This is a genomic window from Empedobacter sp. UBA6305 (assembly GCF_002440405.1).
Taxonomy (GTDB): domain Bacteria; phylum Bacteroidota; class Bacteroidia; order Flavobacteriales; family Weeksellaceae; genus Empedobacter; species Empedobacter falsenii_B.
Genome location: NZ_DJTP01000025.1, coordinates 1 through 25,859 on the forward strand (window position 1 = coordinate 1; position 25,859 = coordinate 25,859).

Consider the following 25,859-nt stretch of genomic DNA (forward strand, 5'->3'; position numbering starts at 1 on the left):
CAGTTTTTGGTACAGTGTCATTCTAACAAAGAAATAAGCTGCCCAAAAGGCAGCTTATTTCGATTTATTTTGTATTAAAAAATGATTTAATTTTCAGTTCTAACCCAAGTTCCAGGAGACTTTTTATTCACATCATTCATATATTTTTGCGCTTCTTCTATATTATTGAAGCTGCTATATGTAACATAATAATAGCGACCTTTTACATAAGAAATTCCAGCATCTTTGTAACCTTGTTTTTTCAATTCTTCAACCAAACGATCAGCATCTTCTTGACGTTTTAATGAAGCCGCAATTACTTGATATTTTTTATTGCTAGATTTTGCAGTTGTTTTAGTTGCAATTTCTTTTTTGTCCTCAACTTTCTTTTCAGCTGTTTTAGGAGTTTCAACTTTCGTTAATTTTTTCGTTTCTGTTTTTACAACTTCTTTTGTCGAAGGTTTTTCCTTTACAATTGCAGTAATTTCCTTTTCAGTCTCATTCAGTTTCGTTTCTTTTACAACTGTAATTTCAACTTTTTTAGGCGTTTCAATTGTATCTGTTTTCGTTACGGTTTCAGCAATTTGATATTCAACCAAAGAAGGTTCAGCAATGGTTTGTGGCATATTATACACATCGTATTGCACTGTAGGTTTTTCAGTTTTGGTTGCGTCATCTTTACCAATCATTGGTAAAACCAAACCGCTCCATTGCTCCGTTACGAATTCTTGCACGGGTTGCGGTGTATTAAAATATAGGAAGCCACCAACAATAATGGGAATTAATGAGGCTGCGGCTAAAAATTTTGACATGTGTTTGTTAGAGGTTTTAGTTTTAGACGAATCTAAAATGTAATTGGCTTGTAAATTTGAAAGACCGTAAGCGGCGATGAAATAATTTTGAGCATTTTCTGGTTTGAAGTCAATTTTTCCAGCGTCATTAAATTGTAATGATCCGATATTTTGTAAGGTTAAAACTTTTCCATTTTTCAAATGTTCTTGCCAAAAATAAACTTGTTCATTCAAAAATGTTTGCGCATTTTCAAAAGACATTGGCTCATCTTCTACAATTTTATTAACCAAAACACCATCACTTTTTGTTAAAGTTGTATTGAAAGAAAGCTCTTTTCTTGGTGGAATAAATGTGTTTGTTTGCTCGTCAAACGCCACATTAGCAGTGTTTGAGATAAACGCACCAAAGTTTGGAACGATTACACAATCGTGCTGAAATAATAATTGACTAATATGCTCTTCTAACCTCATACTACGAAATTAACATTTTTTTTAGATTTAGCAAAAAATAAATACTTAAAATTATTCTTAGTTGGTTTAATATTAATAATTTAACAAAATGCAAACCGATTTACCATATATTTTAGCACTTTCTTTCCAGAAAGGAATTGGCGATATCACGGCTCGAAAAATTATTCAATTTTTTGGTTCGGCAGCGGCTGCTTGGAATTGTAAACCAAAAGATTTGATGCAAATTTCGGGAATTGGACAGCAAATAAGCAAAGATTTTGGGAATAAAAAATGGTTAGATTTAGCTTTTAACGAAATAGAATATTGTAAAAATAATCAAATCAATATTTTAACTTTTTATGATGAAGCTTATCCACAATTCTTAAAAGAATGTATTGATGCACCTTTAGTGATTTTTTGCAAAGGAAATTTAGAATTTAATCATCTCAGTAATAAAAAGATTTCGATTGTTGGAACACGAAAAATGACCAATTATGGACGAAATTTTATTACTGAATTAATTGAAGGTTTAGCTGATTTTGATGTTACAATTGTGAGTGGATTGGCGTATGGTTGCGATATTGAAGCACATTCAAATGCGCTTAAAAATAATGTTGTAACATGGTCGGTAATGGGAACAAATTTTGAACGAATTTATCCTGTTGCTCACAAAAAAATTGCGATTGAAATTTTACAAAAAGGAGGTTGGATTACGGAGCAACCAAGTTTTAAAATTGCTTCACCTGAAGCTTTTTTACAACGAAATCGGATTATTGCAGGTTTGTCGGATATTACAATTGTGGTAGAGTCTGCTTTTAAAGGAGGAAGTTTGGTGACTGCAAAATTTGCAAATGAATATAATCGCGAAGTATTTGCTTTACCAGGGAAATCAACCGATGTGTTGAGTATTGGGTGTAATTATTTGATAAAATCTCATCAAGCTTATTTGGTCGAAAATTCGAAAGATATTATTGATTATTTTAACTTCAATTCGAAGAAGAAACCAAAACAAATAGATTTGTTTATTGAGTTTTCTGATGATGAAAATTTAATTGTAAATTATCTCAAAACCAATGGAAAACAACATATTGATAAAATGTCTTTTGACTTAAATTTGAAATCCTACGAATTGATGCCAACTTTATTAGATTTAGAATTGAAGCAAATAATTTCTACTCTTCCAGGTAAATTTTATGATTTATTGTAACAAGCAATACAATTTTTAGCAAGTTATTTTGTTATAAATTACAGTATTTTTGTGCATTATGAAGACAAAATTGTTCATTTTCATCACCATGATTTTCACAAGTTTAAACGCTCAAAATGATAAAGTGCGTTGGACTGATCTTTTTTCTTACAATAATGTGAAATTGTTGGAAGAAGTAAATGGTGTGATTTATTGTGGAACTGAAAACGGAATTTTCTTGTTCAATCCTCAAAATCCAACAAGTGATTGGATTAAACTAAATAAAACCAATTTTTTGAACAATGTTGGGGTTTCTGCAATGGCTTATGATATAGATTCGGATTCGTTTTTAGTTGGGTATGAAAATGGAGGTTTAGATTTATTGAAATCTGGAGAATCGACAATGGTTTTGGATATCAAATGGAATGGTTTTTCGGGTGATAAAAAAGTCAATCATATTTTTATAAATGATGGAATTGCGTTTATTTCTGGAGCTTTTGGAATTGTTTCTTTCGACTTAAAAGAGGAAGAATTTAAAGAAACGACACGCACAAATTCTATCAAAATTATAGATCAAATTTTTAATGATGTAATTGTAAATGATGCTTTAGTTTTTAAAAAAATAGAACCACAATCTTCTATACTTTATATTGCAACTTCAAAAGGAATTTTTTTTAGTGAATTATCGGATAAGAAAATAAATAATCCAAATATTAATAAATGGCAATACAAAAATTTGGGACAAAATATTTCGAATATAGAATTATTTGAAAATGAGATTTATTATTCGGTAAACAATGAATTGAAAACTTTAAATGGCTCTTCAGTGGGTTCTTATAATACAATTCTTAATTTAAAATCATCTAATGGACAATTAATTGTTACTCAAAACAATCAAGTTTCTGATTTGAGTGGTGTACATTATTCTAAAAATGATCAAGATGGAAATGTTATAAACTTCAACACAGGAATTTTTATTAACAATATTTATTTTGGAGGATCTGTAAATCATGGAATTATTAATTTATCTAATCATAAAGAATTTTATCCCGATGGACCTTTCAATAATAAAGCTTGGTCTGTAACAACAAAAAATGGAAAAGTCTGGATTGCTCCAGGAGGAATGGGAGATGTTTATAATACTCCAGCTGAAAATGTAGATGGTTTTTCATATTACGATAGTAAAAATTGGAAACATTTTTCTTTCTCAAAAATTAAAGCAAAAGATATAGTACAAGTAGAAGTGAATCCATTAGATGATAATAAATTTGTAGTAGGATCTTATAATTATTATGATAGAGATGTAGATGGACGACGAGATGTGTTAGAGTTTAATTTAGCAGATAACGATGAGCCAAAAATAATTTTACAAAAAAATGATTTTTCTAGTTCAAGAATAGCAGGTCTTAATTACGATCTTTTAGGAAATCTATATGTTGCAGCTTCTTTTCCTGTAGATAAAGCGGCAGGTGCTGGATATCCTGATTCAAAATTTAATTATTATGCAAGAAGAAAGAATGGAAATACTTCTTGGGAAATTATTGGATCTGAAAAAAATATAGCTTCTACTGCTGTAAAACCTATAGCAGGTAGCCAATATACTTTTTTTCCTAATGCACGTTATGGTGGAATCTCTGTTGTGGATAACTCAAATTTTAAAGAGATTGTAAATATAAAAGTTGCAAATGGAGACTTACCAAGTGATGATGTACATACAGTTTCACTTGATAAAAGTGGAAATCTTTGGATCGGAACAGGGCAAGGTTTAGTTGTGTTGTACGGAGCTGATAATGCTGTAAGTTCTAATAATATAATTGCCGAGCCTGTTGTCATTATTCAAGATGGAATTCCGGAAGCGTTGTTAACCGATGTTGGAATTTATGCTATAAAAGTAGATAACGCAAATAATAAATGGATTGCAACAAATGGAGCAGGAGTTTATTATGTTTCGGATAGTGGAGAATCGACGAAATTGCATTTTACGTCTAAAAATTCACCTTTACCTTCGGATGTTGTGTACGATGTTTCGATTGATGAATCGACAGGAAAAGTATATTTTGCAACAGAAAAAGGTGTGGTTTCGTATAATGGAGATGTGTCGACAGAAGCGAATAATTTTAACAATGCAATTGCGTATCCAAATCCTTATCGTCCAGAATATAAAGGGAATGTTACGATAAAAAATCTTCCAAATCGTGCGTTGGTTAAGATTACAGATATTGTTGGAAATTTACTTTTTGAGAAAAAAGCCGAAGGAGGAATTGTAGAATGGAATACAAATAATGCAAAAGGAAAGCCAGTAGCTTCTGGAATTTACTTAGTTTTGATGACAAATGCAGATGGTACAGAAACCAAAACATTGAAAATTGCAGTTGTCCGTTAATGAAAATTTTAGAAACCAAAGCCATTGTACTTTCAAGCTTAAAATATGGTGACACGAGTTTAATTATTCGTTGTTATACACAAGATTTTGGCTTAAAATCATTTATAGCAAAAGGAGTTTTCTCCAAAAAAAAGCGAAATACTTCGTTGTATTTTCCGCTAGCAGAAATAGATTTGAGTTTTCAACCGAAATCAAATGAACAACAATTGGTTTTCTTAAAATCAGCTCAGACGTCGCATTATTATGAATCGTTGCATTTTCATCCCATCAAATCGGCGATTGTTTTTTTCTTAGCTGAAATCCTAAACTTAGTTCTAAAAGAAGAATCAGATAATCCAGAATTATATTTTTACATTGAACATTCGTTAAAAGAATTTGATAAAAAAAAAGATGATTTTGCAGATTTTCATTTGATTTTTTTAATTCAATTATCACATTTTCTTGGTTTTTATCCCAACTTAGAAATTGATGGAAATCTATTCGATTTAGAAAATGGATTTTTCACAAATTCGAATTCATCTATCAATATGTTGAAAGCAGATGAAACTGTTTTGTTCAAAAAATTGTTAGAATTACACTTTTCCGAAGATTCAAAAAATACATTCAACCAATCGCAACGTTCTCTTTTACTCGAAATTCTAGTGAAGTACTATCAAATTCACACCAATAATTTTAAGAAGCCAAAATCATTACAAGTTTTACACGAATTGTTTAGTTAATCTCCCGAAATAAATTCTAACAAATCTTTAAAACAAAGAATAAATAAAACTCCATATATTTGCTATAGTTAAAAGCATTTACAATGAAATTCAATACAAAAGCTATACATGGAGGTCAACAACATGACCCTTCTACAGGAGCCGTAATGACTCCAATTTACCAAACATCAACATTCGCGCAAAGATCACCAGGAGATTACAAAGGATACGAATATTCTCGTGGTGCAAATCCAACAAGAACTGCTTTAGAAAATGCATTAGCATCTATCGAAGGTGGAGTTGCAGGTTTTGCATTTGGTTCTGGTTTGGCAGCAATCGATGGTGTATTAAAATTATTTAAACCAGGTGATGAAATCATCGCGATGGACGATTTATATGGAGGTTCTTACCGTTTGTTTACACGTGTTTATGAAAAATTCGGATTGAAATTCCATTTTGTAGACATGACAAATGTTGAGGCTGTTGTTGCTTTAATTAATGATAATACAAAAATGGTTTGGGTTGAAACACCTACAAATCCATTGATGAAAGTGGTTGATATCAAAGCGGTAAATGATGCTGCAAAAGCAAAAAAATCTGATATTTTAGTCGCTGTTGATAATACATTTGCGTCGCCATATTTACAACGACCAATTGAGTTGGGAGCAGATATTGTGATGCATTCAGCAACAAAATATTTAGGAGGTCACTCAGATTTAGTTGCTGGAGCAATTGTGGTAAACTCTGAACAATTGGCAACAGATGTTCACTTCAATTTATTTGCAACAGGAGGAATTTTAGGACCACAAGATTCTTACTTAGTTTTACGTGGAATCAAAACATTGGCTGTTCGTATGGATCGTCATTGTTCAAATGGAATGAAAATCGCACAATTTTTAGAAGCTCATCCTAAAGTTGCGCATACGTATTATCCAGGTTTAGAAAATCATCCACAACACGAAATTGCGAAAAAGCAAATGAAAGATTTCGGAGGAATGGTAACGTTTACGTTGACTTCTGGGAAAAAAGAAGATGCTTTCAAAATTTTAGAAAACTTAAAAGTCTTCACTTTAGCTGAATCATTAGGAGGAGTTGAATCGTTAGCAAATCATCCAGCTACGATGACACACGCATCTATTCCAGCTGAAAAACGTGCTGAAATTGGTATTACAGATGATCTAATTCGTTTGTCTGTTGGTATCGAAGATATAGATGACTTATTAGAAGATTTAGAACAAGTTTTGAACTTGATTTAATCGATAAATGGAAAATAAAAAAACGGAATCTATAAGATTCCGTTTTTTTTATTGAATTGGAGTTAACGCTTCAGAATTTCGGAGTATTGCAACATATTGAAAATAATCAGTTGTTTTTAAATTTTCTTTTGGTGTAAAGTTTTCTCCAAATAATCTTGACTTTATTTGAATTAAATTTTGAGAAGATTTGTATGGTGAATTTTTCGCATTAAGATTAAAAATTGAAATGGAATTAGACTTTGCAAGTTCTTTAAAATCAAGAATACCTTTTATTAACATCATCGGTCCATCAGCATTTACCCAGTTTATTTTTTCATTTTCTGGAGTAGGAAATTGATCATTTTTAGGTAAATACATTTCACTGTCCAATGTATAACTTACGATGCTTGTTACGTTATATTTATTGTCTAAAAGTCTTTCAGCAAAAGGTTTTTCTTTATCATTCATACTTTTTTGAAGTGTATGAAAAAGACCAAATAATCCATAGAATTTTTCATTTTGTAGATGATTCTTTGAAATGATATGATTAAAATTTTCAATCATTGCAGAATCTCTTGAAATTTTGTTGTTAGAATCATCAAAGTTTGTATCAATACCCAAAACAACGATTTTAGATGAATCATTTAATGTTTTATTGTAATCATACAAGTTGTTCCATTTTTTTAGTAACTCTTGACTTGATTGTTGAGGAATTCTTTTTTTAATAGCTAAAACAACTTCTTTTAATAATTTTTCATTTTTAACATCGGAGCTTAGAAATGTGTTTAATTTTTTAGAATTTAAACTGTCCATTTCGGCAATGTAATAGTTGAATCCAAGATTCTTATTCAAATATTTAAACATAAATTCATCTAATTTTTGATTGTCAGCAAAACCATGAATTTCACCTAATAGAATAACATTTGAAGTGTTGAAGTTATTATCAAAAATCTGAGAATCAAAGTTGCTGTCAATTGTTGTTTTATTATTTTTTAGATAGCCAATATTTGTTTCATTTTTAGAAGCTAAGAAAATTTTATTACTAATAAATAAATACAAAAAAATAAGTGTAATTATTGAAATTAGAGCAATAAAGAAGATTTTTAGGATTTTGATAAGTGTTTTCATGTTGTTAATTTTTATCAAAACTATAGTTAGCAAAAGACTTGTATAAATATATGTTTACGAATTGTTGATTTTTTAGGATGAATTGAGAAAATCATTTACTGAAAATTTTTTCTATTTTTATAAAATGAAGTTTCTAATTCTTTTCTTACTTTCTGTGATGAGTTTTGCTCAAAAGTTGGATACGATTAATCTCAATCAAGTTGAGGTAGTGAATTATTCCAATTACAAACAATTTCGTCCAAAGTTTAAACAAGTGGTTCGATTAACGGATAACACAAGTTTCGGACTTAAAATATTTTCGAATTTATTACTTCCAAATGAGAAAGAAATTGAAATTGTCGCAATTGAAATTTTGTTTGAATCAAAAGTGAAAAAGAAAAATTATTGCAACGAATATTATTATTTCAAACCAATGATTCTAAAATCGATTGAGGATAAACAAAGTTTGATTGAAGAAAAATGGTTTGAAGTGGATAAAGATTATCAAGGAAAATATATTTTTCCGATTCATTTAAAACTTAAACCTTCCGAAGCCAAAAACTATTTTATTGGTTTAGAAACTTCTTACGAAAATCCTTTTTGTCCCGAAGGAAATGGCTATTTTGATTTGATTGTAACAAAAAAATCAGTCGAATATTACAATGAAATTAATGGTGAAATGATTAAACAAGATATTTTGAAAAATCATTCACTTAACTACAAAATCTATTACAAATAGATTTATTTCCACAATAATTTCAATTCAACTTTATATTTCCCAGCGTATGGTTTTGGGGTTGTTGGTTTCTCCGAAATCGAGAATTGATACACGCCACGCGCAGGTAATTCGAAAATGGTTTCTTTGCCAAAAGGACCACCTTTTATAGAATCCGCAGGTCCTTTGATGTGATTAATTCTAATATTCGCTGTAGAATCTTGTGCAGAAATTTTGATCCAAACTTTCTTTGCAGAATCTGCATTAAACGTAAACGTATTGGTTTGTCCCGCTATTTTAGTCGGTTCCGCTTTTGCTTTTGCATAACTTACTTCAAGATTCTCTGTAGTGTTATTAGCGCTTAAAGGAACAATTTTATCTGTATTAGATATAACTTTTTGCTGAGGTTTTATCACAACTTTTTTCTGAGGAGAAGCTGTTTTTACCACTTCTTCTTTCATTACATCTTCTGTTGTTGGTTTATCTTTTTTTACCAAATCCTTGTACGCAGAATCAACTCCAATCTTGCTTGGATAAATGGTTGGTGTAGATTTGTCTTCACAACTATAAAGCGTAATCAATGTAATAAAAGCGATAAAAGTCCATTTCATAACAGAAAAATTCTGTTGTAAAAGTAACTATTTTAACTGCAATTTCAAGGTATATTTTCCTTCAAATGGATCGCCTTGCATCAAACTTTCGCCAATTCGAATTTGATACAAACCTTTTTCGTTTAAATCGTAATTGATTTCTTGTCCAAAAGGACCATCTTTTTCATTATTTGGAGAGATAAGTTGATTAATTCTAATGTTTCCTAGTTTATCTTGAGGAATTATTTGAATAAAAACAGATGAAGAAGAATCATTTCTAAAACTAAATGTTTGTTCTTCTTTTGCTACTTTTTCAATTTCAAATTTACCTTTTCCTTGTATTAATTTCAATTCAGAATTATTCATAATCTTTGGAGAAGCAAAAGCAATTTCCTGAATAGAAGAATCTTTTTTAATTTCTTTTTGTACAGAACCTCCAATTATAAGTGATTTATTTCTTGTAATACAATAAATAAGAATAGCACCAATAGCTATTGTGAGTATTATAATAGGATTATATTTTTTCATTGTTGTAAATTTGTATTTAATTAATTACAAATTCTGAACCAAAATATGTTGTTCTACGAAAGTATTGGAGTTGGGAAACCTATAGTTTTCTTACATGGTTTTTTGGAAAATCATAAAATATGGAATCGTTTACAGAATGATTTATTTCATCACAATCAAATTATTACAATTGATTTACCTGGACATGGAAATTCTGAAAATTTTCAAGAGGTGAATACGATGGAAGAAATGGCAGAAAAAGTGATTGAAGTTCTGGATGAATTAAATCTTGAAAAAGTAGCTTTTGTAGGACATTCGATGGGAGGATATGTGACGTGTGCGTTGGCTGATCTTTTTCCTGAACGAGTAGAAAATATTGTTTTGATTAACTCCTCGACTTTACCAGATGATGAAGCGAAGAAAAATCAACGTTTGAAAGCGTGTGAAACTGCTCGTAAAAATTTCAATGCGTTGGTGAGTTTTAGTATGCCTACTTTATTTGCAGCGCATCATCGAGATCAATTCAAAGATGAGTTGAAATTTGTAAAAGAAATTGCTTTAAAAACTCCAATTGAAGGGGTTTGTGCAGCTTTGAAAGGAATGCGAGAGCGTCCAGATCGTTCGTCGATTTTGTATGATTTCAAAGGTGGAATTTATATTATTGTTGGAATGAATGATGAAACAGTTAATCCTGAATTATTTTTAACTTTAATTCCAGATTTGCCTAACATTCATTTGTACAAATTTGATGGTGGACATATGGCTTTTATAGAAAATTACGACGAAGTTTTATCGATTTTGAAATCAATTTAACGCTTGCGTTGGAAAAATTCTTTCATCAATTGACCACACTCCTCTTCCATAATTCCCGAAACAATTTCAGTTTTTGGATGTAATTCGCCAATTTTTGCTTTAAAACCACGTTTTTCATCCGAAGCACCATAAACTACTTTTGAGATTTGACTCCAATACAACGCTCCGCCGCACATCACACAAGGTTCTAAGGTTACATACAATGTGCAATCTTGTAAATATTTTCCGCTTAAATAATTCGCAGCAGAGGTAATGGCTTGCATTTCAGCATGAGCGGTCACATCAGTCAATGTTTCCGTTAGATTATGTGCTTTCGCGATAATTTTGTTGTTGCAAACAATCACAGCTCCAACTGGAATTTCGTCTCGCTCGAAAGCTGTAATCGCTTCATTAAAGGCGATTCTCATAAAATATTCGTCTGTAAAAAGATTTTCCATTTCTATAAAATTTAAGGCAAAAATAATCATTTCCAAATTGGATATTCGATACATTTGTACAAATTGACGCCTCTTTTATGAATCAATCAAAATATATCATTGCAGCCATTATAACCTACTTTATGTGGGGATTTTTCAGTTTCGGATTGAAACCAATCGCAGGTTATCCTCCTTTGGATATTCTATTTTTTAGATTGTACGTTTCCGTTTTCTTTTTAGTGGTCATTAATGTTGGATTTCGACGCAATAAGATGAAAGCTGATTATGATTTGTTCAAATCATTTGATAAAAAGAAACAGAAAAAATTAGGAAGTTTAATTGTTGGTGGATCGTTGATTTTGATGACGAATTGGTTGATGTTTATTATTGTGATGAATCATATTAGTGTGCAAGCTGCGTCGCTGTCGTACTTGGTTTGTCCAATTATTACTACCGTTTTGGCTTTCATTATTCTGAAAGAACATTTAACCAAAATAAAATGGATTGCAGTTGGTATTAGTCTTTTAGCATGTTTGGTTCTTTCTATAGGTCATTTGATTGACTTGGTTTATAGTTTGATTGTTGCATGTACATTTGCCCTGTATATCATCATTCAGAGGAGCTTGAATGTTTTTGATAGTTTCAATTTGTTGATGACACAATTATTAATTGTAGCCATTCTGATGTTACCATTGGTGTTCATCTTTTCGGGACCAATTCCGACCGAAACAATTTTCTATCAATGTATCATGATGATTGTGGTTTTGTTCACCATTATTCCAATGTTCTTAAACAATTTTGCCTTAAAAGGAATTGACTCTTCAACCGTTGGAATTTTAATTTATTTGAATCCAATTATGAATTTTGTTTTAGCAATTTTCTATTATAAAGAAGCCGTTTCGCCAATGCAAATGATCGGTTATAGTTTGATTTTACTCGCGATTGTAGTGTTCAATTCACAAACCATTTTCAAAATAAAAAGTATAAAAAAATCTGAAGTCTAAACTTCAGATTTTTTTTATTCGTTGATATGAAAAACTATTATTTAATGTAAACTGAGTTTGGAAATAAACCAGTGATAATTGTTTGATATTTAAGACCGCCTTGTGCATTTTGAATAAATAAACGTCCACTAGATTTGTTATCTTTTGAATCTAAAACATAGAAGGTATCACCTTTTACATTAAATCCATATACGTTTTCAGCTCCAGTAATATAATCTGCTTTTGTAGGCAAAGCTGTCGCATTTGTAGCCATAGAGTAAACAGAATTATTAAGGATATAGTATAATTTACTATTTTCTGCAACTAAGAAATTAGGATATTGTCCAGCAGCAAAATTCATTTCTAATTTATCTTCTGAAGTTAAATTATAACGAACTAATTTTCCTTTTGAACTAGTTTCCCATGAAATACCTTGCGAAAGCACAAATAAATTTCCGTTTTGAATTGTTAAATCTGTCGGAACTTCTCCAACATTTATACTTTTCTTATCAGTTGTTTTAAGGTCAATAATTGTAACAGTTTTACCAATTCCCCAACCACCTTTTTGCGCAACATAAAGTTTGTTATTGTCAAGAATCATTTTTTCAGGACCTTCATCTACTTTATATTTTTCTACAAATGTTAAATCGCTGATTTTGTATTTTGCAATAAAATCGTCTGTCGTAATTTTTGGATCTCCCCAGTTTGAAATATATAAAAATTGATCATCAGAAACAATATAACGTGGATTGTTCATGTTTTCTGAAGATGGAATTGTACTAATTTTTTTGAAAGTTGTATTATCTACAATTTCTACTTTATTAGAAACATTAAGAACGATATATGCTTTATTTCCTTTGAAATACATACTTTGCGCCACAGAACCTAATTGAGCTCCAGAATTTGCTTTTTTGAAAACTTCCTGGATAGGATTTGTTGTACTTACATCCTTTGTTGGATCAAAATAAGTAATTTCTGCATTTGAAGAATTGTAATCTCCTTCATTCAAAACAAAAACTCCTTTCGAATAATTTCCATTTTCTGGATCATTGTTTGGTCCATCATCGTCATTTGAACAAGATTGTAAAAATACTCCTGCCAAGGCTATAAGTGCGATTGATTTAAATTTAATCATAGTTTTTTAAAATTTTATTTGTATTTGTATGTTATAATTTGTGCCTGGTTGCCAACGATTTTCTTGCGTTTGATATTCCTGGTTAAACACATTATTCACTCTCATAGAAACGCTATAAAGTCGTGAAATCGTATAATTTAAACCTAAATTCGTTAGCCAAAATCCATCAAGCGTTCTTTCTTCTTCCGAATCGGTAAAAACTTTACTTGTATAAATATTTTGTACAAAAGCAGATAAACGTTTGTAAGTGTATTGTGCGCTCGCCGTCCATTTATGATTTGGCGAATACATCAATTCCTTATTTTTAAATTTATCTTTTGTTTTGGTGTATGCATAAGTTGTTTTGAAAGTAAACGCATTCCATTTGTAATTTCCAATCATTTCAAAACCATAGGTTTCTGCTTTGTTGATGTTCACAGGAACCCAATAAGAACTGTTTTGCGAATTCGGAATCCATTGAATCATATCACTCAACTTATTGTAAAAAATATTGGTTTGAATGTTTAAATTTTTACTGATAAAATCATTTCCTAATTCAAATTGATAAGCTGATTCTGATTTCAAATCTGGATTTCCACCAGTTTTCCAAAACAAATCATTGTACGTTGGATTTCTGAAATTTTTCGAAACATTTCCTCTCAATTGATACGAATGTATTGGACGATAATTAAAACCTAATGAATAAATAAAAGGATTTTGGTACGTATCAGAAAAATCTTGACGAATACTCGCTTCATATTCCAAAACATCTGATAATTTATGCTTTGCGATTAAGGCAAAATTGATAGAATTTTGATCACTTTTGGTCAAATTATTTCCACTTCCTTGATTATAATTAGCTTCCGATAAAAGTGAAAGCTCGAAATTATTAGTCAATTGATGATTCAGATAATATTTTAAAACATAATTATCCACCTGTAAATCGTCCGAATAAGATTTGTGAATATTGTTGAAATAACTGTTTTCTTCTCGGATATATGCCAATTTTAACTGCGATAGCCACTTTTCATTTGGATTGAAATTCCATTCTGTCATCAAACGATAATCCTTATTTTCGTACCCAGAAGGCGTTGAACCAATGTCAACTAAAGGAAATTCGCGCTTCCCAAAATTGATCATTGAATAAAGTTTCAATTCGTTTTCAGGATTAATTTTATAGCCAAAATTTCCATTAATTGTATTGAAATAATATTTTCCGTTCAAATTCTTCTTCATGTGATTCGGAATTTTATAATCATTATCAGATTGATTTCGTTCGTAATCGATTGAAGAACTAAATTTTTCTGTACTATATTTCAATTGATATTTTCCCGACCATGTATCGTAACTTCCGTATCCTAAATTTATTTTTTGCTGTAAACCTTTGTCATACTCAAATTTATTCAACAAATGAATTGTACCGCCGATAGAACCTGTTCCATACGCAATACTTCCGCCTCCTGGTTTCACTAAAATTCCGTCAAACGAATTACTTGCAAATAAATTAAAATCCGTTTGTCCTGTTGTTTGCGAATTGACATTTATTCCGTTCCAAATTACCGCTGTATGCGAAGCTAAAGTTCCACGAAACGAAGGCGAAGAAACCATTCCTCGTCCATTTTCTTTAAAATAAATTGGCGTTTGCGCTTGTAAAACTTGCGTCAGTTGATTAGGATTTTGCTCTAAAATACTATCATTAAGTTTGATAATACTTTGAGATTTGTAATGATTTTTAAGAAAAGCATCGTTCAAAATCAAAGGTTTCAAATTGATGGTATCCGTCTGTGCAAAAGCAATTCCAGCGATAAGATTAAAACAAAGAAAAAGTTTTTTCATATTAAAATCTGTTTTTCCTCCGAAAACATTTTCTATTAATTTGTTAGCAATGGCAGGTTTCCTGACTTATTCTTTTACAAAAAGTATGTTAGAATTTACAGTTGCGGGGACAGTTTTGGAATTGAACCAAATTCCCTTTTAACTCACTCGTTGAGCACCATTTTATGCAAATGTAAAGAAAAGCAATTGATTTTATAAAAAGTAGATTGTTAAATCGTTAACCTTAAATTAAGATCAGATTTATTTTATTTGTACAGTATTCAAAATCATTATATCTAGTGATTTTTAAGAATGATGGACAAATTAAATTTGTAACCAACAAAAACAATTATTATTTAAACTTTAAAAACGATGGAAAACAATCAGCCGTACAAATCAGAGAAAAAAATCATTGCTGGAATTTTAGTAGGATATTTAGGAATTCATAAATTCTATTTAGGATATACAAAAGAAGGAGTTATTCAAATTATTGCCACTTTTGTAACATTTGGATTTGCTGGACTTATTGGATTTATTGAAGGGATTATTTATTTGACTAAATCTGACGAAGAGTTTGATAAAACATATGTAGAAGGTCACAAAGGCTGGTTCTAAAATAGAGATTACATTCTTTTTTAAATATTTTTCGATCCCAAAATAACTTTAGATTATTTTGGGATTTTTTTATTGAATGAATTCGTTTTAAATAATTCGCAAGTTTTTTATTACATTTGCTTTAGGAAAAAATATAATAAAGAACGAAATCGCATAAAATGGCTATAAAAACATTTAGAGAAGTAATCGCAGAGGCAATGAGTGAAGAAATGCGTCGCGATGAATCTATATTTTTAATTGGAGAAGAAGTAGCAGAATACAACGGAGCGTACAAAGCTTCGAAAGGAATGTTAGACGAATTTGGAGCAGAACGTGTAATTGATGCGCCAATCGCAGAGGCTGGTTTTTCTGGAATCGCAATTGGATCTACAATGACGGGATGTCGTCCAATCGTAGAATATATGACATTCAACTTCTCATTAGTGTCTATTGACCAAATTATCAATAACGCTGCAAAAATTTATCAAATGTCAGGAGGACAATTCAACTGTCCAATTGTATTTAGAGGACCTACTGCTTCTGCAGGACAATTAGGTGCAACACACTCACAAGCTTTTGAGAATTGGTATGCAAATGTACCAGGTCTTAAAGTAATTGTTCCTTCAAACCCTTATGATGCAAAAGGTTTATTAAAATCTGCAATTCGTGATAACGATCCAGTAATTTTCATGGAATCTGAACAGATGTATGGAGATAAAATGGAAATGCCAGATGAAGAATACACAATCGAAATTGGTAAAGCAGAAATCAAACGTGAAGGTACAGATGTAACGTTAGTTTCTTTCGGGAAAATCATTAAGCAAGCTTACATTGCTGCTGATGAATTAGCTAAAGAAGGAATTTCTGTAGAAGTAATTGATTTACGTACAGTTCGTCCATTAGATTACGATACAATTTTCAAATCTGTTAAGAAAACAAATCGTTTAGTAGTTTTAGAAGAAGCTTGGCCTTTCGCTTCAGTTGCTTCAGAAATTACGTATATGGTTCAACAAAAAGCATTCGATTATTTAGATGCACCAATCAAACGTATCACAACAAAAGATACATCAGCGCCTTATGCTCCAAACTTGTATGAGACTTGGATTCCTAATGCAAAAGATGTAGTTGAAGCTGTAAAAGCTGTGATGTATAAATAATTAAGATTTATAAACTATATTTGTAAAGTCTAGCATACATTTTGCTAGGCTTTATTTTTTTAACCAAATCTTATTGATGAAAAGTTATATAACATCTTTTTTTATAGTTGTTTTAGCGTCTGTACACGCGCAAGTAAAAATTCAAGGAAAGGTCATCGATTCTGAAACTCAGAAGCCTATTCCTTACGCAGATATTCGTTTACCAGAACTTAAAGTAAGTGCAACATCAAACTCTGATGGTACTTTTTATATCGAATCTAGTTCGAATGCAAATAAAATTGTCGTATCAAAAAATGGATACGAAACTTCTGATTATGTAATCGAAAATAAAATTGATTATAATTTTATTGCTCAATTATTTTTAGCAGAAGATAATACTTCCGAAGAAGATGATGGAACAGTAGATTTACAAACTGCGGTTGTTTCGGCAAAGAAAAAACGTCTTAAAAAGAAAGAAAATCCAGCTTATGCTATTTTGCGTGAAGTATGGAAGCGTAAAAAGAAAAATGGGCTAAAATTAGCGCCACATTACCAATATGATGAATACGAAAAGTTGCAATTTGATATTAGTAATATTGATTCAACTTTTATGAAACGTAAGATTTTTAAAGGAATGGAGTTTGTTTTCGAGAAAGTAGATACTTCTTCTATCAACGGAAAAACATATTTACCAGCTTTCTTGAATGAGTCAATTTACAATATTGCGGGAATTAATAAACCTTCAACAAAAGAGCGTCGAGAATTAATTGCGAATAAAACATCAGGTTTCGAGAAAAATGAAGTGGTAGCTTCTACGGTAAAAAATCTTTTCCGTGATATTGATATTTATGATAATCGTGTCAATATTTTAGACATTAAATTTGTGAGTCCAATTGCTACAGATGGTTTCGCTGTTTATGATTATGAATTGAAAGATACAGTTGATGTAGATGGAATAGAATCTTATCGAATCAAATATTATCCGCGTCGCGAAGGAGAATTGACATTTAAAGGAGAATTATATATCTCGAAAGATGCCTATGCGGTAAAAGAAGTTGTGATGGAGACAACGAAAGAAATGAATGTGAATTTTGTGCGTAATATTTTCATGAATTTAGAATATGATATTCCAAACGATTCTATTTTCTATCCGAAAAAAGAATACGCGATGTTGGATATGTCGTTGTTGAGTAAAAAGGAAAGTGCGAAAGGAATTTTTGCGCATAAAACGGTGAATTATTACAATTACGATTTCGATACAACACATCCCGAAGCTTTTTATTACGAGAAATTAGATCCAGCAAAAGCTGCGCTTAACGAAAAAGATAATCAGTTTTGGGCAGAAAATCGTCCTGAAGCTTTAACAAAAGATCAAGAAGGGATTTACGAAACATTAGAACAATTAAATAAAGTACCAAAATTCAATAATATTGTGAAAGCAATCGAGATTTTTGGTTCTGGATATTACAATGTCGGAAATGCAATTGATATCGGGAATTTATATTCGTCTTTTGGATACAACCAAATCGAAGGTTTCCGTTTGAGAGCTGGAGCTCGTACATATTTTTCGCAAAATGATATGTGGCGTGCGCAAGGTTTCTTGGCATATGGTTTTCGAGATGAAAAATTCAAATATGGAGCAGATTTTCGTTATATGTTCAATAAATATAATCGTTTTCAAGTCGGTATCGGAACAAAACGTGATGTAGAACAATTGGCTGCAACGTTAACGGCTTCTGACGGAATTATGACGCGTAGTTTTGCTTCGTCATCAATCATCAATCAAGGAGATAATACATTTTTGAGTAATAATAATTTGACAAATGTGTATGCATCGATTGAACCTTGGAAAAATGTAACATTTCGTGTTGATGGAAATTATCAATTAATCAAACCAGCAGATGCAGAACATTTCTCGATTGGTTATGAAAAAAATGGTCAGATAAAAGAAACTTTAACAAATTCAAGTGTAAGTGTTTCGGTAATTGCTCGTCCAGGTGCAAAATATTCTCAATATGGAATTGATCGTTACGAAATGACAACACTTGCACCAACGTTGATGTTGCGTTATACAAAAGGATTGAAAGGTGTAATTAATTCAGATTTTGAATATGATAAATTACAATTTTTATATACACAACCAATTTTGATTGGATCTTTTGGTAAATCATTGGTAACTGTAGAAGCAGGAAAAACATTTCAAGGTGTTCCTTTATCATTAATGAGTGCGTTACCTGGAAATGAGAGTTACGGACAAGTTTATGGTACATTTTCACAATTAGATTATTATGAATTTGTAACAGACGAATATGTAACGATGAACTGGGAACATCATTTTAACGGTTGGATTTTGAACAAAGTTCCGTTAATCAAAAAATTAAAATTAAGAGAAGTTGGATTCTTGAGAGCGGCTTACGGAGACATTTCTGAGAAAAGTAAAGCTATTAATCGTTCGACAATAGAATATTTTGCACCAAATCAACAAATCTACTACGAATACGGGTTTGGGATCGAAAACATTGGTTTTGGAAACATTAGACCAATACGTGTTGATTTTAATTGGCGCGGAAATTATAATAATTTGCCAGATGTTCGTAAATTTGGCATCACAATCGGTTTAGATTGGAATTTTTAGAAAATACATAATAAAAAAAAGAATATTACAATGACTTTTGATGCAATCATTGAAATCCCAAGAGGATCTCGCAATAAATATGAAATGGATCACGAAACAGGAAGAATCCGTTTTGATCGTGTTTTATACTCTCCAATGTTCTACCCAGCTGATTACGGTTTCGTAGAAAATACATTAGGATTAGACGGAGATCCAATTGACGTATTAGTTTTCTTAACAGAACCTACTGTTCCTGGATGTGTAATCGAAGTAAAAACAATCGGTGTTCTTAAAATGTCTGATGACAAAGGACAAGATGAAAAATTAATTTGTGTACCAGTTGCTGATCCAACATGGAACCAATTAGAAAACATCACTGATATGAATCCTCATACATTGAAAGAAGTTGAGCACTTTTTCAGAGTGTATAAAGACTTAGAAAATAAGACAACAACAATTGAAGGGTACGGTGATAAAGCAGAAGCAGAACAATTATTGCAAGATGCAAGAGAGCGTTTCGTACCAGCTCATTAAGAAATAATTTATAATTTCATATAAATAGTCCTCATTTTTTGAGGACTATTTTTTTTAAGTAAATTTTTCTTCCATTCTATCAACTATTTCCAAAAACATTTTTAAGTTTATAGAAATACTCACACATGAAATCGAAATTTTTATTAACACTAGGTTTAATCTCTACAATCATGAGTTTATCTGCTCAAACTAATCAACAAGTTTTAGACTTGATTAACAAAGAAGTAAAACAAAATTCTGAAGCTTATCAACAATTAAAAAAAGCAACCGAAACAATCGGACATCGTGCAACAGGAACAGAAAATGGACGAATAGCAGAAGAATATGCAGCAAATTTGTTGCGTTCGTATGGTTATGATGTGTCTTTTCAAGAGTTTACATTTAGCGGATGGAATCGTAGAAGTTTAGATTTAAAAATCAATAATCAACCTATAAAAGCCGTTGCTTTGGCGCATTCGCCAGAAAATGTTAGTCTTTCGGGAGAATTGATTGATTTAGGAAATGGACTTGAAGAAGATTACAAAAAGATTGGTGATAAAGTAAAAGGAAAGATTGTTTTTGCTGCGCTTGGTTTGTTGGATGGAACGCCAAAAGAAATAGAAAATCTACATCGTTCCGAAAAAACAGCTTTAGCAGAAAAGTACGGAGCGAAAGGAATTATCTTGTTTAATCGCCCTGCTGGAGGAATTCTATTGACAGGAACGGCTTCTGTAACGGGAGAAATTATTAAAATTCCTGCAATTAATATTAGTTTAGAAGATGGATTGAAAATTAAAGAAAATCTATCAAAAGGAAAAGAAATTGCTAAAATCGAAATGAAAAATGATGTTGGACAAATGAAAGGTCGCAACATTATTGCAAAGAAAATCGGTTCTAAATTTCCAAACGAAAAAATAGTTCTTGGAGGACATTTAGATAGTTGGGATTTGGCTACAGGAGCGATTGATAATGGTGTTGGAAGCTTTTCTGTGATGGATATTGCGAGAACATATAAGAAGTTAAATCTTCAAAATGATCGAACAATAGAATTTGTTTTATTTATGGGCGAAGAAGTTGGTTTGATAGGTTCTAAATATTACGTCAATCGAGCGCTGAAAGATGGTTCTATCAATCAAATCAAAGCAATGTCGAATATGGATATGACAACAAATCCAAAGTCTTATTATTCGACAATGGAAAGTAATTTACCTATTTTAACTGATTATGCGAATGATGTGCAAAAAGTAATTCCAGATTTTAAATTGAAAACATTTGCGAGTGTAGATTTACATTCAGATCATCAACCGTTTATGTTGCAAGGCGTGCCTATTATTGGGCTTTCGGATAGTCAATTTACAAAAGGAGCGTTAAATTGTTACCACGCGAATTGCGATACATTTGATTATGTAGAAGAAATTGGTTTGAAAAATAATGTGATTTTGGAAACCTATTTGTTGTATCGTTTGAGTAATTTGAAAGAAATTCCTTCAAAACGTTGGAACGAGCAAGAAGTAAAAGAAGCCTTAATCAAAGGAAATTTAGAAACTCCACTTCGTATTTCGGGCGATTGGAGATGGTAATATCAAAAAAATCCTTCAGAATTTCTGAAGGATTTTTTATTTATTTCTTTTTCAATTTTACAGTGAAATGTCTTAAAATTTCAGATTCCCACGAAATTTCATAACCAGAATTAATTTCGTTTCGTCGATCAAAAATATTTTTCAACGCAACCGCGATATAATCCATATGACTTTGGAAATAAGTTCTTCTTGGAATTGCTAAACGCAATAATTCTAATTTTGGATAACGATTTTCACGTGTTTTAGGATCACGATCTGCCAAAATAGTTCCGATTTCTACACCACGAATTCCAGCTTCTTTGTACAATTCGATTCCCAATGTTTGTGCAGGAAATTCTTCGCGCGTTACATTTGGTAAAAACTTTACAGCATCAACAAAAATAGCGTGTCCACCAATTGGTTGCTGAATTGGAATTCCAAACTCAATTAATTTATTCCCTAAATATTCAATTTGTTTGATGCGCGATTGTAAATAAGAATATTCTGTCGATTCTTGTAAACCTTGTGCTAAAGCTGCTAAATCACGTCCAGCTAAACCGCCATAACTTAAATATCCTTCATAGATAATTCCAAAATTCCCACAATTTTTATATAGCTCTTCATTATTCAGTGCAATAAATCCACCAATATTTACCAAACCATCCTTTTTCGCAGACATCGTCATTCCATCTCCGTAAGAAAACATTTCTAAAACAATTTCTTTAATCGTTTTCGTCTTGAATTCTTCTTCTCTTTCTTTGATGAAATAAGCATTTTCCGCAAAACGAGCGCCATCAAAAAAGACTGGAATTCCATATTGATTAGACAATTCACGAACTTGACGAATATTTTCTATTGACACAGGTTGACCACCAGAAGAATTACACGTAACAGTGATTAATGTGAATGGAATTTGTTCTTTTCCGTATTCTTTGTAAACATTTTCTAACTTTTGTAAATCGATATTTCCTTTGAAAGGATGAATCAATTCGCTGTCAAAAGCCTCATCAATAGTACAATCAATCGCGTGTGCTTTTCTAAATTCGATATGACCTTTTGTTGTATCAAAATGCGAATTTCCAGGAACAACATGACCTTCTTTTACAAGAGCTGAAAATAATACATTTTCCGCTGCACGACCTTGATGCGTTGGTAAAAGAAACTCAAATCCAGTAATGGTATTAATGGTTTCTCTCAGTTTTAAGAAAGATTGAGAACCAGCGTAGCTTTCGTCTCCAGTCATCATTGCAGACCACTGTTTATCAGACATTGCTCCAGTTCCAGAATCAGTTAATAAATCAATAAATACTTTGTGGCTTTCTAGGTTAAATAGGTTGTAATCTTTTTCTTCGATCCACTTTTCGCGTTCTTCTCGAGTAGATTGATAAATTTCTTCGACCATTTTTATACGAAATGGTTCGGCAAAAGGTAATTCCATTTTTCTTGTGTTTAATGTAAAACTAAGAAACCTTTAGAATATTATCAATTATTAATTGAAAATCATAAAAAAATCCTCTATCAAAAAGATAAAGGATTAAAAATTTTCTATAGCTCGTGTTAGTCAATAACAGGAACTGGTCGTTTGTTTTCGTTAATTGCAACTAATGTAAACGTTCCAGAAATCGCTTTATCACGTCCGTCACGATACATACTTTCGATAAAAACGTCAATTTGTACATCCAAACTTGAACGTCCTACACGTACCACTTTTCCTACCATTTCTACGATAGTTCCTGCTGGAATTGAGTGTTTAAAATCAATTTTGTCACTACTTACCGTAACAATAGGTTTGCGACAAAAACGAGTTGCTGTCATAAAAGCAATTTCATCCATCAAATACATTACTGACCCTCCAAACATTGTGTTGTGGTGGTTTGTATCTCCTGGAAAAACAGCTTTGAAAATGCGAGTTTCAGAATTGATGATACGTTGTTCGATCAACTCTTCTCTTGGTGTTTTTTCCACTTCCATTATCATAATATTTACACGTTACTTTTCTTCATTATTTTTTGAGTTGATAATGTTTTTTTGTGGTGGTTTGATGATTTCATAGAACATAATTTTTACTTTTTTCGCGAAAGTTTTTGACTAATTATTAACTCAATTAGTGGCATTCTGACTTATCAAAAATATTGATTCACAGTTGCGCGACAGTTCGTGAATTGCACACGATTCCCCAATAAGTTGAGCACGAATTTGATGCAAATATAAATTAGAAAAATGAAAATTAGCAGATTTATTGTGCCGAATTCGTTGGTTTGGAATAATTCGTGTAAATTCATTTTACGAATTTTTAATGAAGTAAGAAAAAAGAATGAAAATAAAACCAATCAAAGATTTAGTTCATAATCTATCAGAATGGAATGAATTAGTTTCTCAAACCAAAGATTTAACCGATAAAGTAGTTCAAGATATTAATTTTTTGCGTCAAGAAATTAATTGGGAAGAATATAATTTATGCAATACATCGTTTTTGGGTTGTAAGTTTAAACAACACGAAGCGATCTATTTAATTGAAAAAGGAGCATTTGTTTATCCAAAATTTGAATCAGTTCCTTATAATCCTTATCGTGGAAAATTATACACTTGGCAAGAGCTGATGGAAGGTTATAATCCAGATAATGACCAAAGTATCGATCTTAAAATCTATAAACATTTTAAAAAACATAAATATAATCCGTCTGTTTCAGAAGCTTTGGCACAACGCTTACATGATTTGTCTATTGATGATGGTTTGCGTCGAATTTTGAAATATGATGATAATGGAATGACGAAGAAAAAAGTGGTTGGCTTTATGGGGGGACATTCTACTGCGCGTAATTCTGAGTTTTATAATGAAACGGCAAAAGCGGCGAAATTAGCAACTGAAAAAGGGTATTTTGTTGTTTCTGGTGGAGGGCCTGGAATTATGGAGGCTGCTAATCTAGGAGCTTATATGGCAAATTATTCGGATGAAGATTTGATGAATGCAATTCATATTTTGGCTGATTTAGACTTTATTGATGAAGATAAAACTGAATATTTGGCGAAGAATTTTATGACGAATGCTAAAAAAGTTTTAGAAATCTATCCAAATGGTGCTGAAAGTTTGGCAATTCCTACGTGGTTTTATGGTCATGAACCAAGTAATTTATTTGCCACGAATATTGCAAAATATTTTTCAAATAGTATCAGAGAAGATATGTTGTTAACAATTAGCTTGTTCGGTTTGGTTTATGCGCCTGGAAGTGCAGGAACAACCCAAGAAATTTTTCAGGAAGCAACTCAAAATCATTACGGAACTTCAGGATATTATAGTCCAATGATTTTTTTGAGCAAGAAAAGATATGTAGAAGATACAGCGATTTATTCGGTTTTGCATCAATTAGCAACAGGAAGACCATATAAAGAGTTATTATTTTTAACAGATAGTGCTGATTTAGCAATTGATTTTATCGAAAATCATCCACCAATCAAAGTTAATTAAGGAATATTTTTAAAATATTTAAAACTGAATAACTTGCTTTAGTGTAGTGTTTTATGTGGTTTTTATTTGTTTTTTGTCCGAATAAAATAAAATAATTTCGAAAAATGTTTGGTATTTTAAATAATGAACGTATATTTGCAGTCCAATAACGCGAGATGGAGCAGTAGGTAGCTCGTCGGGCTCATAACCCGAAGGTCACAGGTTCGAGTCCTGTTCTCGCTACTAAATCGCGAGGTGGAGCAGTAGGTAGCTCGTCGGGCTCATAACCCGAAGGTCATCGGTTCGAGTCCGGTCCTCGCTACTACAAAGAGAGTTTCTAACAAGAAGCTCTCTTTTTTTATGTCTTTAACTGAGAATTAAGATTGGATAAACTATTTTTGCATCATGAATGTAGAAGAATACAAAAAACAATATAAATCAGATCAAGCGGTTGGTGCAATTGCGATCGAAAATCGCTTAAAAGAAGTTTATGGGACTTTAGAGCCTCGTTTTTATTCGCCTCAAGTGATGTCTTTTCAAGGAGGTGATGATCCAATTGATGGAGTTGCGGTCTTTGATGTCAATGGTTATTATCATTTGGTGAGTTACGGAATGTCGCATTTATACTATTCTGAGGAAAGTGTAGGAGCGGATTTTAGTAAGTGGGGATTTGAGTTTTCTTTCCGTGTGAAACCTGTTAAAGATGATAATGGTGAAGATCCTTTTTGGGTGGTTCAATTAATGAATAATTTGGGACGATTCGTGAACGAAACAAAAGTTTGGTTTGATGAATACCAATTTTTACCCTTAGGAGGTCCAATTCGTACAGATTCGCAAACGGACATTGTTGGTTTGGCTTTTATCAAGGATGATGATTTAGATGAAATTGATACGCCGCATGGAAAAGTTACATTTATACAAATGATTGGTTTGAATTCGGAACAATTGAAAAGATTGGAAGATAATTCAACCAAAGAAGAAATAATGTCTGTGATAGCTGAAATAAAGTCAGTTAATCCAAAATTTGTGTGTGAATTATAGTAGAAATTTTTAAAATAAAACATATTTGCGTTAACCTATTTCTTAAATTATGTTAAATGTAAAAAACAGATTGTCAGTATTTTAAGCTTGGTATTTGTTTTGATTATATCTAAATGTTAGTAGCACTAACAGTAGAATAAATTTTTCATAGGTTAGGTTAATAATTAGTAAAGCT

23 protein-coding genes, 2 tRNA genes and 2 riboswitches are annotated in these 25,859 nt (G+C 31.4%); of the genes, 16 read left to right on the plus strand and 9 right to left on the minus strand.

What is annotated here, in order from left to right; genetic code table 11:
• Positions 1-86: 86 nt before the first annotated feature.
• On the minus strand, positions 87-1,241 hold the full coding sequence (locus B3M86_RS06460; RefSeq protein WP_114998158.1) for an SPOR domain-containing protein: 1,155 nt from the start codon (positions 1,239-1,241) through the stop codon (positions 87-89).
• 88 nt (positions 1,242-1,329) lie between these two features.
• Between B3M86_RS06460 and dprA the strand changes: the two genes are divergently transcribed.
• From dprA to B3M86_RS06480, 4 genes are all read left to right on the plus strand, one after another.
• Positions 1,330-2,427 (plus strand): DNA-processing protein DprA, encoded by a 1,098-nt coding sequence (dprA, locus tag B3M86_RS06465; RefSeq protein WP_219034050.1) that lies wholly within the window; start codon positions 1,330-1,332, stop codon positions 2,425-2,427.
• A gap of 58 nt (positions 2,428-2,485) precedes the next feature.
• The gene (locus B3M86_RS06470) at positions 2,486-4,789 is read left to right on the plus strand and encodes a two-component regulator propeller domain-containing protein (protein ID WP_291075939.1); all 2,304 of its coding nucleotides are present in this window, start codon (positions 2,486-2,488) and stop codon (positions 4,787-4,789) included.
• On the plus strand, positions 4,789-5,508 hold the full coding sequence (recO, locus tag B3M86_RS06475; RefSeq protein WP_291075937.1) for a DNA repair protein RecO: 720 nt from the start codon (positions 4,789-4,791) through the stop codon (positions 5,506-5,508). The genes B3M86_RS06470 and recO overlap by 1 nt, the downstream gene beginning before the upstream one ends.
• Positions 5,509-5,591: 83 nt before the next feature.
• Positions 5,592-6,743, plus strand: coding sequence for a cystathionine gamma-synthase (locus B3M86_RS06480; RefSeq protein WP_125349970.1), 1,152 nt, complete (start codon positions 5,592-5,594; stop codon positions 6,741-6,743).
• A 48-nt stretch (positions 6,744-6,791) separates the two neighbouring features.
• Here B3M86_RS06480 and B3M86_RS06485 read toward each other — a convergent pair whose 3' ends face one another.
• A complete protein-coding gene (locus B3M86_RS06485; protein WP_221855494.1) occupies positions 6,792-7,850 on the minus strand; it encodes a hypothetical protein in 1,059 nt (352 codons plus the stop codon).
• Between the two features lie 124 nt (positions 7,851-7,974).
• Between B3M86_RS06485 and B3M86_RS06490 the strand changes: the two genes are divergently transcribed.
• Entirely contained in the window at positions 7,975-8,568 is a 594-nt protein-coding gene (locus tag B3M86_RS06490; protein ID WP_219034054.1) for a hypothetical protein, read from the plus strand.
• A 2-nt stretch (positions 8,569-8,570) separates the two neighbouring features.
• On the opposite strand, the gene B3M86_RS06495 is transcribed toward B3M86_RS06490, so the two are convergent.
• The gene (locus B3M86_RS06495) at positions 8,571-9,155 is read right to left on the minus strand and encodes a hypothetical protein (protein WP_114998137.1); all 585 of its coding nucleotides are present in this window, start codon (positions 9,153-9,155) and stop codon (positions 8,571-8,573) included.
• Positions 9,156-9,182: 27 nt separating this feature from the next.
• The gene (locus B3M86_RS06500) at positions 9,183-9,662 is read right to left on the minus strand and encodes a hypothetical protein (RefSeq protein ID WP_114998135.1); all 480 of its coding nucleotides are present in this window, start codon (positions 9,660-9,662) and stop codon (positions 9,183-9,185) included.
• 45 nt (positions 9,663-9,707) lie between these two features.
• On the opposite strand from B3M86_RS06500, the gene B3M86_RS06505 reads away from it, so the two are divergent.
• On the plus strand, positions 9,708-10,454 hold the full coding sequence (locus B3M86_RS06505) for an alpha/beta fold hydrolase (protein ID WP_291075934.1): 747 nt from the start codon (positions 9,708-9,710) through the stop codon (positions 10,452-10,454).
• On the opposite strand, the gene B3M86_RS06510 is transcribed toward B3M86_RS06505, so the two are convergent.
• Positions 10,451-10,891, minus strand: a complete 441-nt coding sequence (locus B3M86_RS06510; protein WP_280049931.1) for a nucleoside deaminase — start codon at positions 10,889-10,891, stop codon at positions 10,451-10,453. The two genes, B3M86_RS06505 and B3M86_RS06510, sit on opposite strands and share 4 nt — an antisense overlap.
• Before the next feature lie 77 nt (positions 10,892-10,968).
• Here B3M86_RS06510 and B3M86_RS06515 point away from each other — a divergent pair, with 77 nt between their 5' ends.
• Entirely contained in the window at positions 10,969-11,874 is a 906-nt protein-coding gene (locus B3M86_RS06515) for an EamA family transporter (RefSeq protein WP_291075932.1), read from the plus strand.
• Positions 11,875-11,911: 37 nt separating this feature from the next.
• Here B3M86_RS06515 and B3M86_RS06520 read toward each other — a convergent pair whose 3' ends face one another.
• Together B3M86_RS06520 and B3M86_RS06525 are read right to left on the minus strand one after the other, a co-directional pair.
• Entirely contained in the window at positions 11,912-12,988 is a 1,077-nt protein-coding gene (locus tag B3M86_RS06520) for a DUF5074 domain-containing protein (protein WP_291069082.1), read from the minus strand.
• A gap of 6 nt (positions 12,989-12,994) precedes the next feature.
• Positions 12,995-14,803: a TonB-dependent receptor plug domain-containing protein gene (locus tag B3M86_RS06525; protein WP_291069084.1), complete on the minus strand. Its 1,809-nt coding sequence runs from the start codon at positions 14,801-14,803 to the stop codon at positions 12,995-12,997.
• A gap of 34 nt (positions 14,804-14,837) precedes the next feature.
• Positions 14,838-14,980: riboswitch (cobalamin riboswitch) on the minus strand.
• 174 nt (positions 14,981-15,154) lie between these two features.
• On the opposite strand from B3M86_RS06525, the gene B3M86_RS06530 reads away from it, so the two are divergent.
• From B3M86_RS06530 to B3M86_RS06550, 5 genes are all read left to right on the plus strand, one after another.
• Positions 15,155-15,397 (plus strand): TM2 domain-containing protein, encoded by a 243-nt coding sequence (locus B3M86_RS06530; RefSeq protein WP_291047924.1) that lies wholly within the window; start codon positions 15,155-15,157, stop codon positions 15,395-15,397.
• A 158-nt stretch (positions 15,398-15,555) separates the two neighbouring features.
• Complete coding sequence (locus tag B3M86_RS06535; protein ID WP_114998120.1) at positions 15,556-16,533, plus strand: pyruvate dehydrogenase complex E1 component subunit beta; 978 nt, start codon at positions 15,556-15,558, stop codon at positions 16,531-16,533.
• A gap of 76 nt (positions 16,534-16,609) precedes the next feature.
• The gene (locus tag B3M86_RS06540; RefSeq protein ID WP_291067882.1) at positions 16,610-19,147 is read left to right on the plus strand and encodes a DUF5686 family protein; all 2,538 of its coding nucleotides are present in this window, start codon (positions 16,610-16,612) and stop codon (positions 19,145-19,147) included.
• Positions 19,148-19,177: 30 nt separating this feature from the next.
• The gene (locus tag B3M86_RS06545; RefSeq protein WP_038336778.1) at positions 19,178-19,660 is read left to right on the plus strand and encodes an inorganic diphosphatase; all 483 of its coding nucleotides are present in this window, start codon (positions 19,178-19,180) and stop codon (positions 19,658-19,660) included.
• 125 nt (positions 19,661-19,785) lie between these two features.
• Positions 19,786-21,219 carry a M28 family peptidase gene (locus tag B3M86_RS06550; protein WP_260392384.1) on the plus strand — a complete coding sequence of 478 codons (1,434 nt, stop codon included), beginning with the start codon at positions 19,786-19,788 and terminating at the stop codon, positions 21,217-21,219.
• Positions 21,220-21,259: 40 nt separating this feature from the next.
• On the opposite strand, the gene B3M86_RS06555 is transcribed toward B3M86_RS06550, so the two are convergent.
• Positions 21,260-22,636 (minus strand): tryptophanase, encoded by a 1,377-nt coding sequence (locus tag B3M86_RS06555; RefSeq protein WP_291067883.1) that lies wholly within the window; start codon positions 22,634-22,636, stop codon positions 21,260-21,262.
• Between the two features lie 119 nt (positions 22,637-22,755).
• Positions 22,756-23,169, minus strand: a complete 414-nt coding sequence (locus B3M86_RS06560; RefSeq protein ID WP_114998110.1) for an acyl-CoA thioesterase — start codon at positions 23,167-23,169, stop codon at positions 22,756-22,758.
• Positions 23,170-23,298: 129 nt separating this feature from the next.
• Positions 23,299-23,386, minus strand: a riboswitch (adenosylcobalamin-variant (AdoCbl-variant) riboswitch).
• A 126-nt stretch (positions 23,387-23,512) separates the two neighbouring features.
• Between B3M86_RS06560 and B3M86_RS06565 the strand changes: the two genes are divergently transcribed.
• From B3M86_RS06565 to B3M86_RS06580, 4 genes are all read left to right on the plus strand, one after another.
• Positions 23,513-24,664 carry an LOG family protein gene (locus tag B3M86_RS06565; RefSeq protein ID WP_291065162.1) on the plus strand — a complete coding sequence of 384 codons (1,152 nt, stop codon included), beginning with the start codon at positions 23,513-23,515 and terminating at the stop codon, positions 24,662-24,664.
• A 149-nt stretch (positions 24,665-24,813) separates the two neighbouring features.
• Positions 24,814-24,886: transfer RNA gene (locus B3M86_RS06570), tRNA-Met, on the plus strand.
• A gap of 6 nt (positions 24,887-24,892) precedes the next feature.
• Positions 24,893-24,965: transfer RNA gene (locus B3M86_RS06575), tRNA-Met, on the plus strand.
• 83 nt (positions 24,966-25,048) lie between these two features.
• Positions 25,049-25,684: a suppressor of fused domain protein gene (locus tag B3M86_RS06580; protein WP_221855476.1), complete on the plus strand. Its 636-nt coding sequence runs from the start codon at positions 25,049-25,051 to the stop codon at positions 25,682-25,684.
• The last annotated feature ends 175 nt before the right edge of the window (positions 25,685-25,859 follow it).

Excerpts from the sequence above, each read along its gene's own strand:
- B3M86_RS06460 (WP_114998158.1), bottom strand. The coding sequence starts at position 1,241 with ATGAGGTTAGAAGAGCATATTAGTCAATTATTATTTCAGCACGATTGT.
- dprA (WP_219034050.1), top strand. The coding sequence starts at position 1,330 with ATGCAAACCGATTTACCATATATTTTAGCACTTTCTTTCCAGAAAGGA.
- B3M86_RS06470 (WP_291075939.1), top strand. The coding sequence starts at position 2,486 with ATGAAGACAAAATTGTTCATTTTCATCACCATGATTTTCACAAGTTTA.
- recO (WP_291075937.1), top strand. The coding sequence starts at position 4,789 with ATGAAAATTTTAGAAACCAAAGCCATTGTACTTTCAAGCTTAAAATAT.
- B3M86_RS06480 (WP_125349970.1), top strand. The coding sequence starts at position 5,592 with ATGAAATTCAATACAAAAGCTATACATGGAGGTCAACAACATGACCCT.
- B3M86_RS06485 (WP_221855494.1), bottom strand. The coding sequence starts at position 7,850 with ATGAAAACACTTATCAAAATCCTAAAAATCTTCTTTATTGCTCTAATT.
- B3M86_RS06490 (WP_219034054.1), top strand. The coding sequence starts at position 7,975 with ATGAAGTTTCTAATTCTTTTCTTACTTTCTGTGATGAGTTTTGCTCAA.
- B3M86_RS06495 (WP_114998137.1), bottom strand. The coding sequence starts at position 9,155 with ATGAAATGGACTTTTATCGCTTTTATTACATTGATTACGCTTTATAGT.
- B3M86_RS06500 (WP_114998135.1), bottom strand. The coding sequence starts at position 9,662 with ATGAAAAAATATAATCCTATTATAATACTCACAATAGCTATTGGTGCT.
- B3M86_RS06505 (WP_291075934.1), top strand. The coding sequence starts at position 9,708 with ATGTTGTTCTACGAAAGTATTGGAGTTGGGAAACCTATAGTTTTCTTA.
- B3M86_RS06510 (WP_280049931.1), bottom strand. The coding sequence starts at position 10,891 with ATGGAAAATCTTTTTACAGACGAATATTTTATGAGAATCGCCTTTAAT.
- B3M86_RS06515 (WP_291075932.1), top strand. The coding sequence starts at position 10,969 with ATGAATCAATCAAAATATATCATTGCAGCCATTATAACCTACTTTATG.
- B3M86_RS06520 (WP_291069082.1), bottom strand. The coding sequence starts at position 12,988 with ATGATTAAATTTAAATCAATCGCACTTATAGCCTTGGCAGGAGTATTT.
- B3M86_RS06525 (WP_291069084.1), bottom strand. The coding sequence starts at position 14,803 with ATGAAAAAACTTTTTCTTTGTTTTAATCTTATCGCTGGAATTGCTTTT.
- B3M86_RS06530 (WP_291047924.1), top strand. The coding sequence starts at position 15,155 with ATGGAAAACAATCAGCCGTACAAATCAGAGAAAAAAATCATTGCTGGA.
- B3M86_RS06535 (WP_114998120.1), top strand. The coding sequence starts at position 15,556 with ATGGCTATAAAAACATTTAGAGAAGTAATCGCAGAGGCAATGAGTGAA.
- B3M86_RS06540 (WP_291067882.1), top strand. The coding sequence starts at position 16,610 with ATGAAAAGTTATATAACATCTTTTTTTATAGTTGTTTTAGCGTCTGTA.
- B3M86_RS06545 (WP_038336778.1), top strand. The coding sequence starts at position 19,178 with ATGACTTTTGATGCAATCATTGAAATCCCAAGAGGATCTCGCAATAAA.
- B3M86_RS06550 (WP_260392384.1), top strand. The coding sequence starts at position 19,786 with ATGAAATCGAAATTTTTATTAACACTAGGTTTAATCTCTACAATCATG.
- B3M86_RS06555 (WP_291067883.1), bottom strand. The coding sequence starts at position 22,636 with ATGGAATTACCTTTTGCCGAACCATTTCGTATAAAAATGGTCGAAGAA.
- B3M86_RS06560 (WP_114998110.1), bottom strand. The coding sequence starts at position 23,169 with ATGGAAGTGGAAAAAACACCAAGAGAAGAGTTGATCGAACAACGTATC.
- B3M86_RS06565 (WP_291065162.1), top strand. The coding sequence starts at position 23,513 with ATGAAAATAAAACCAATCAAAGATTTAGTTCATAATCTATCAGAATGG.
- B3M86_RS06580 (WP_221855476.1), top strand. The coding sequence starts at position 25,049 with ATGAATGTAGAAGAATACAAAAAACAATATAAATCAGATCAAGCGGTT.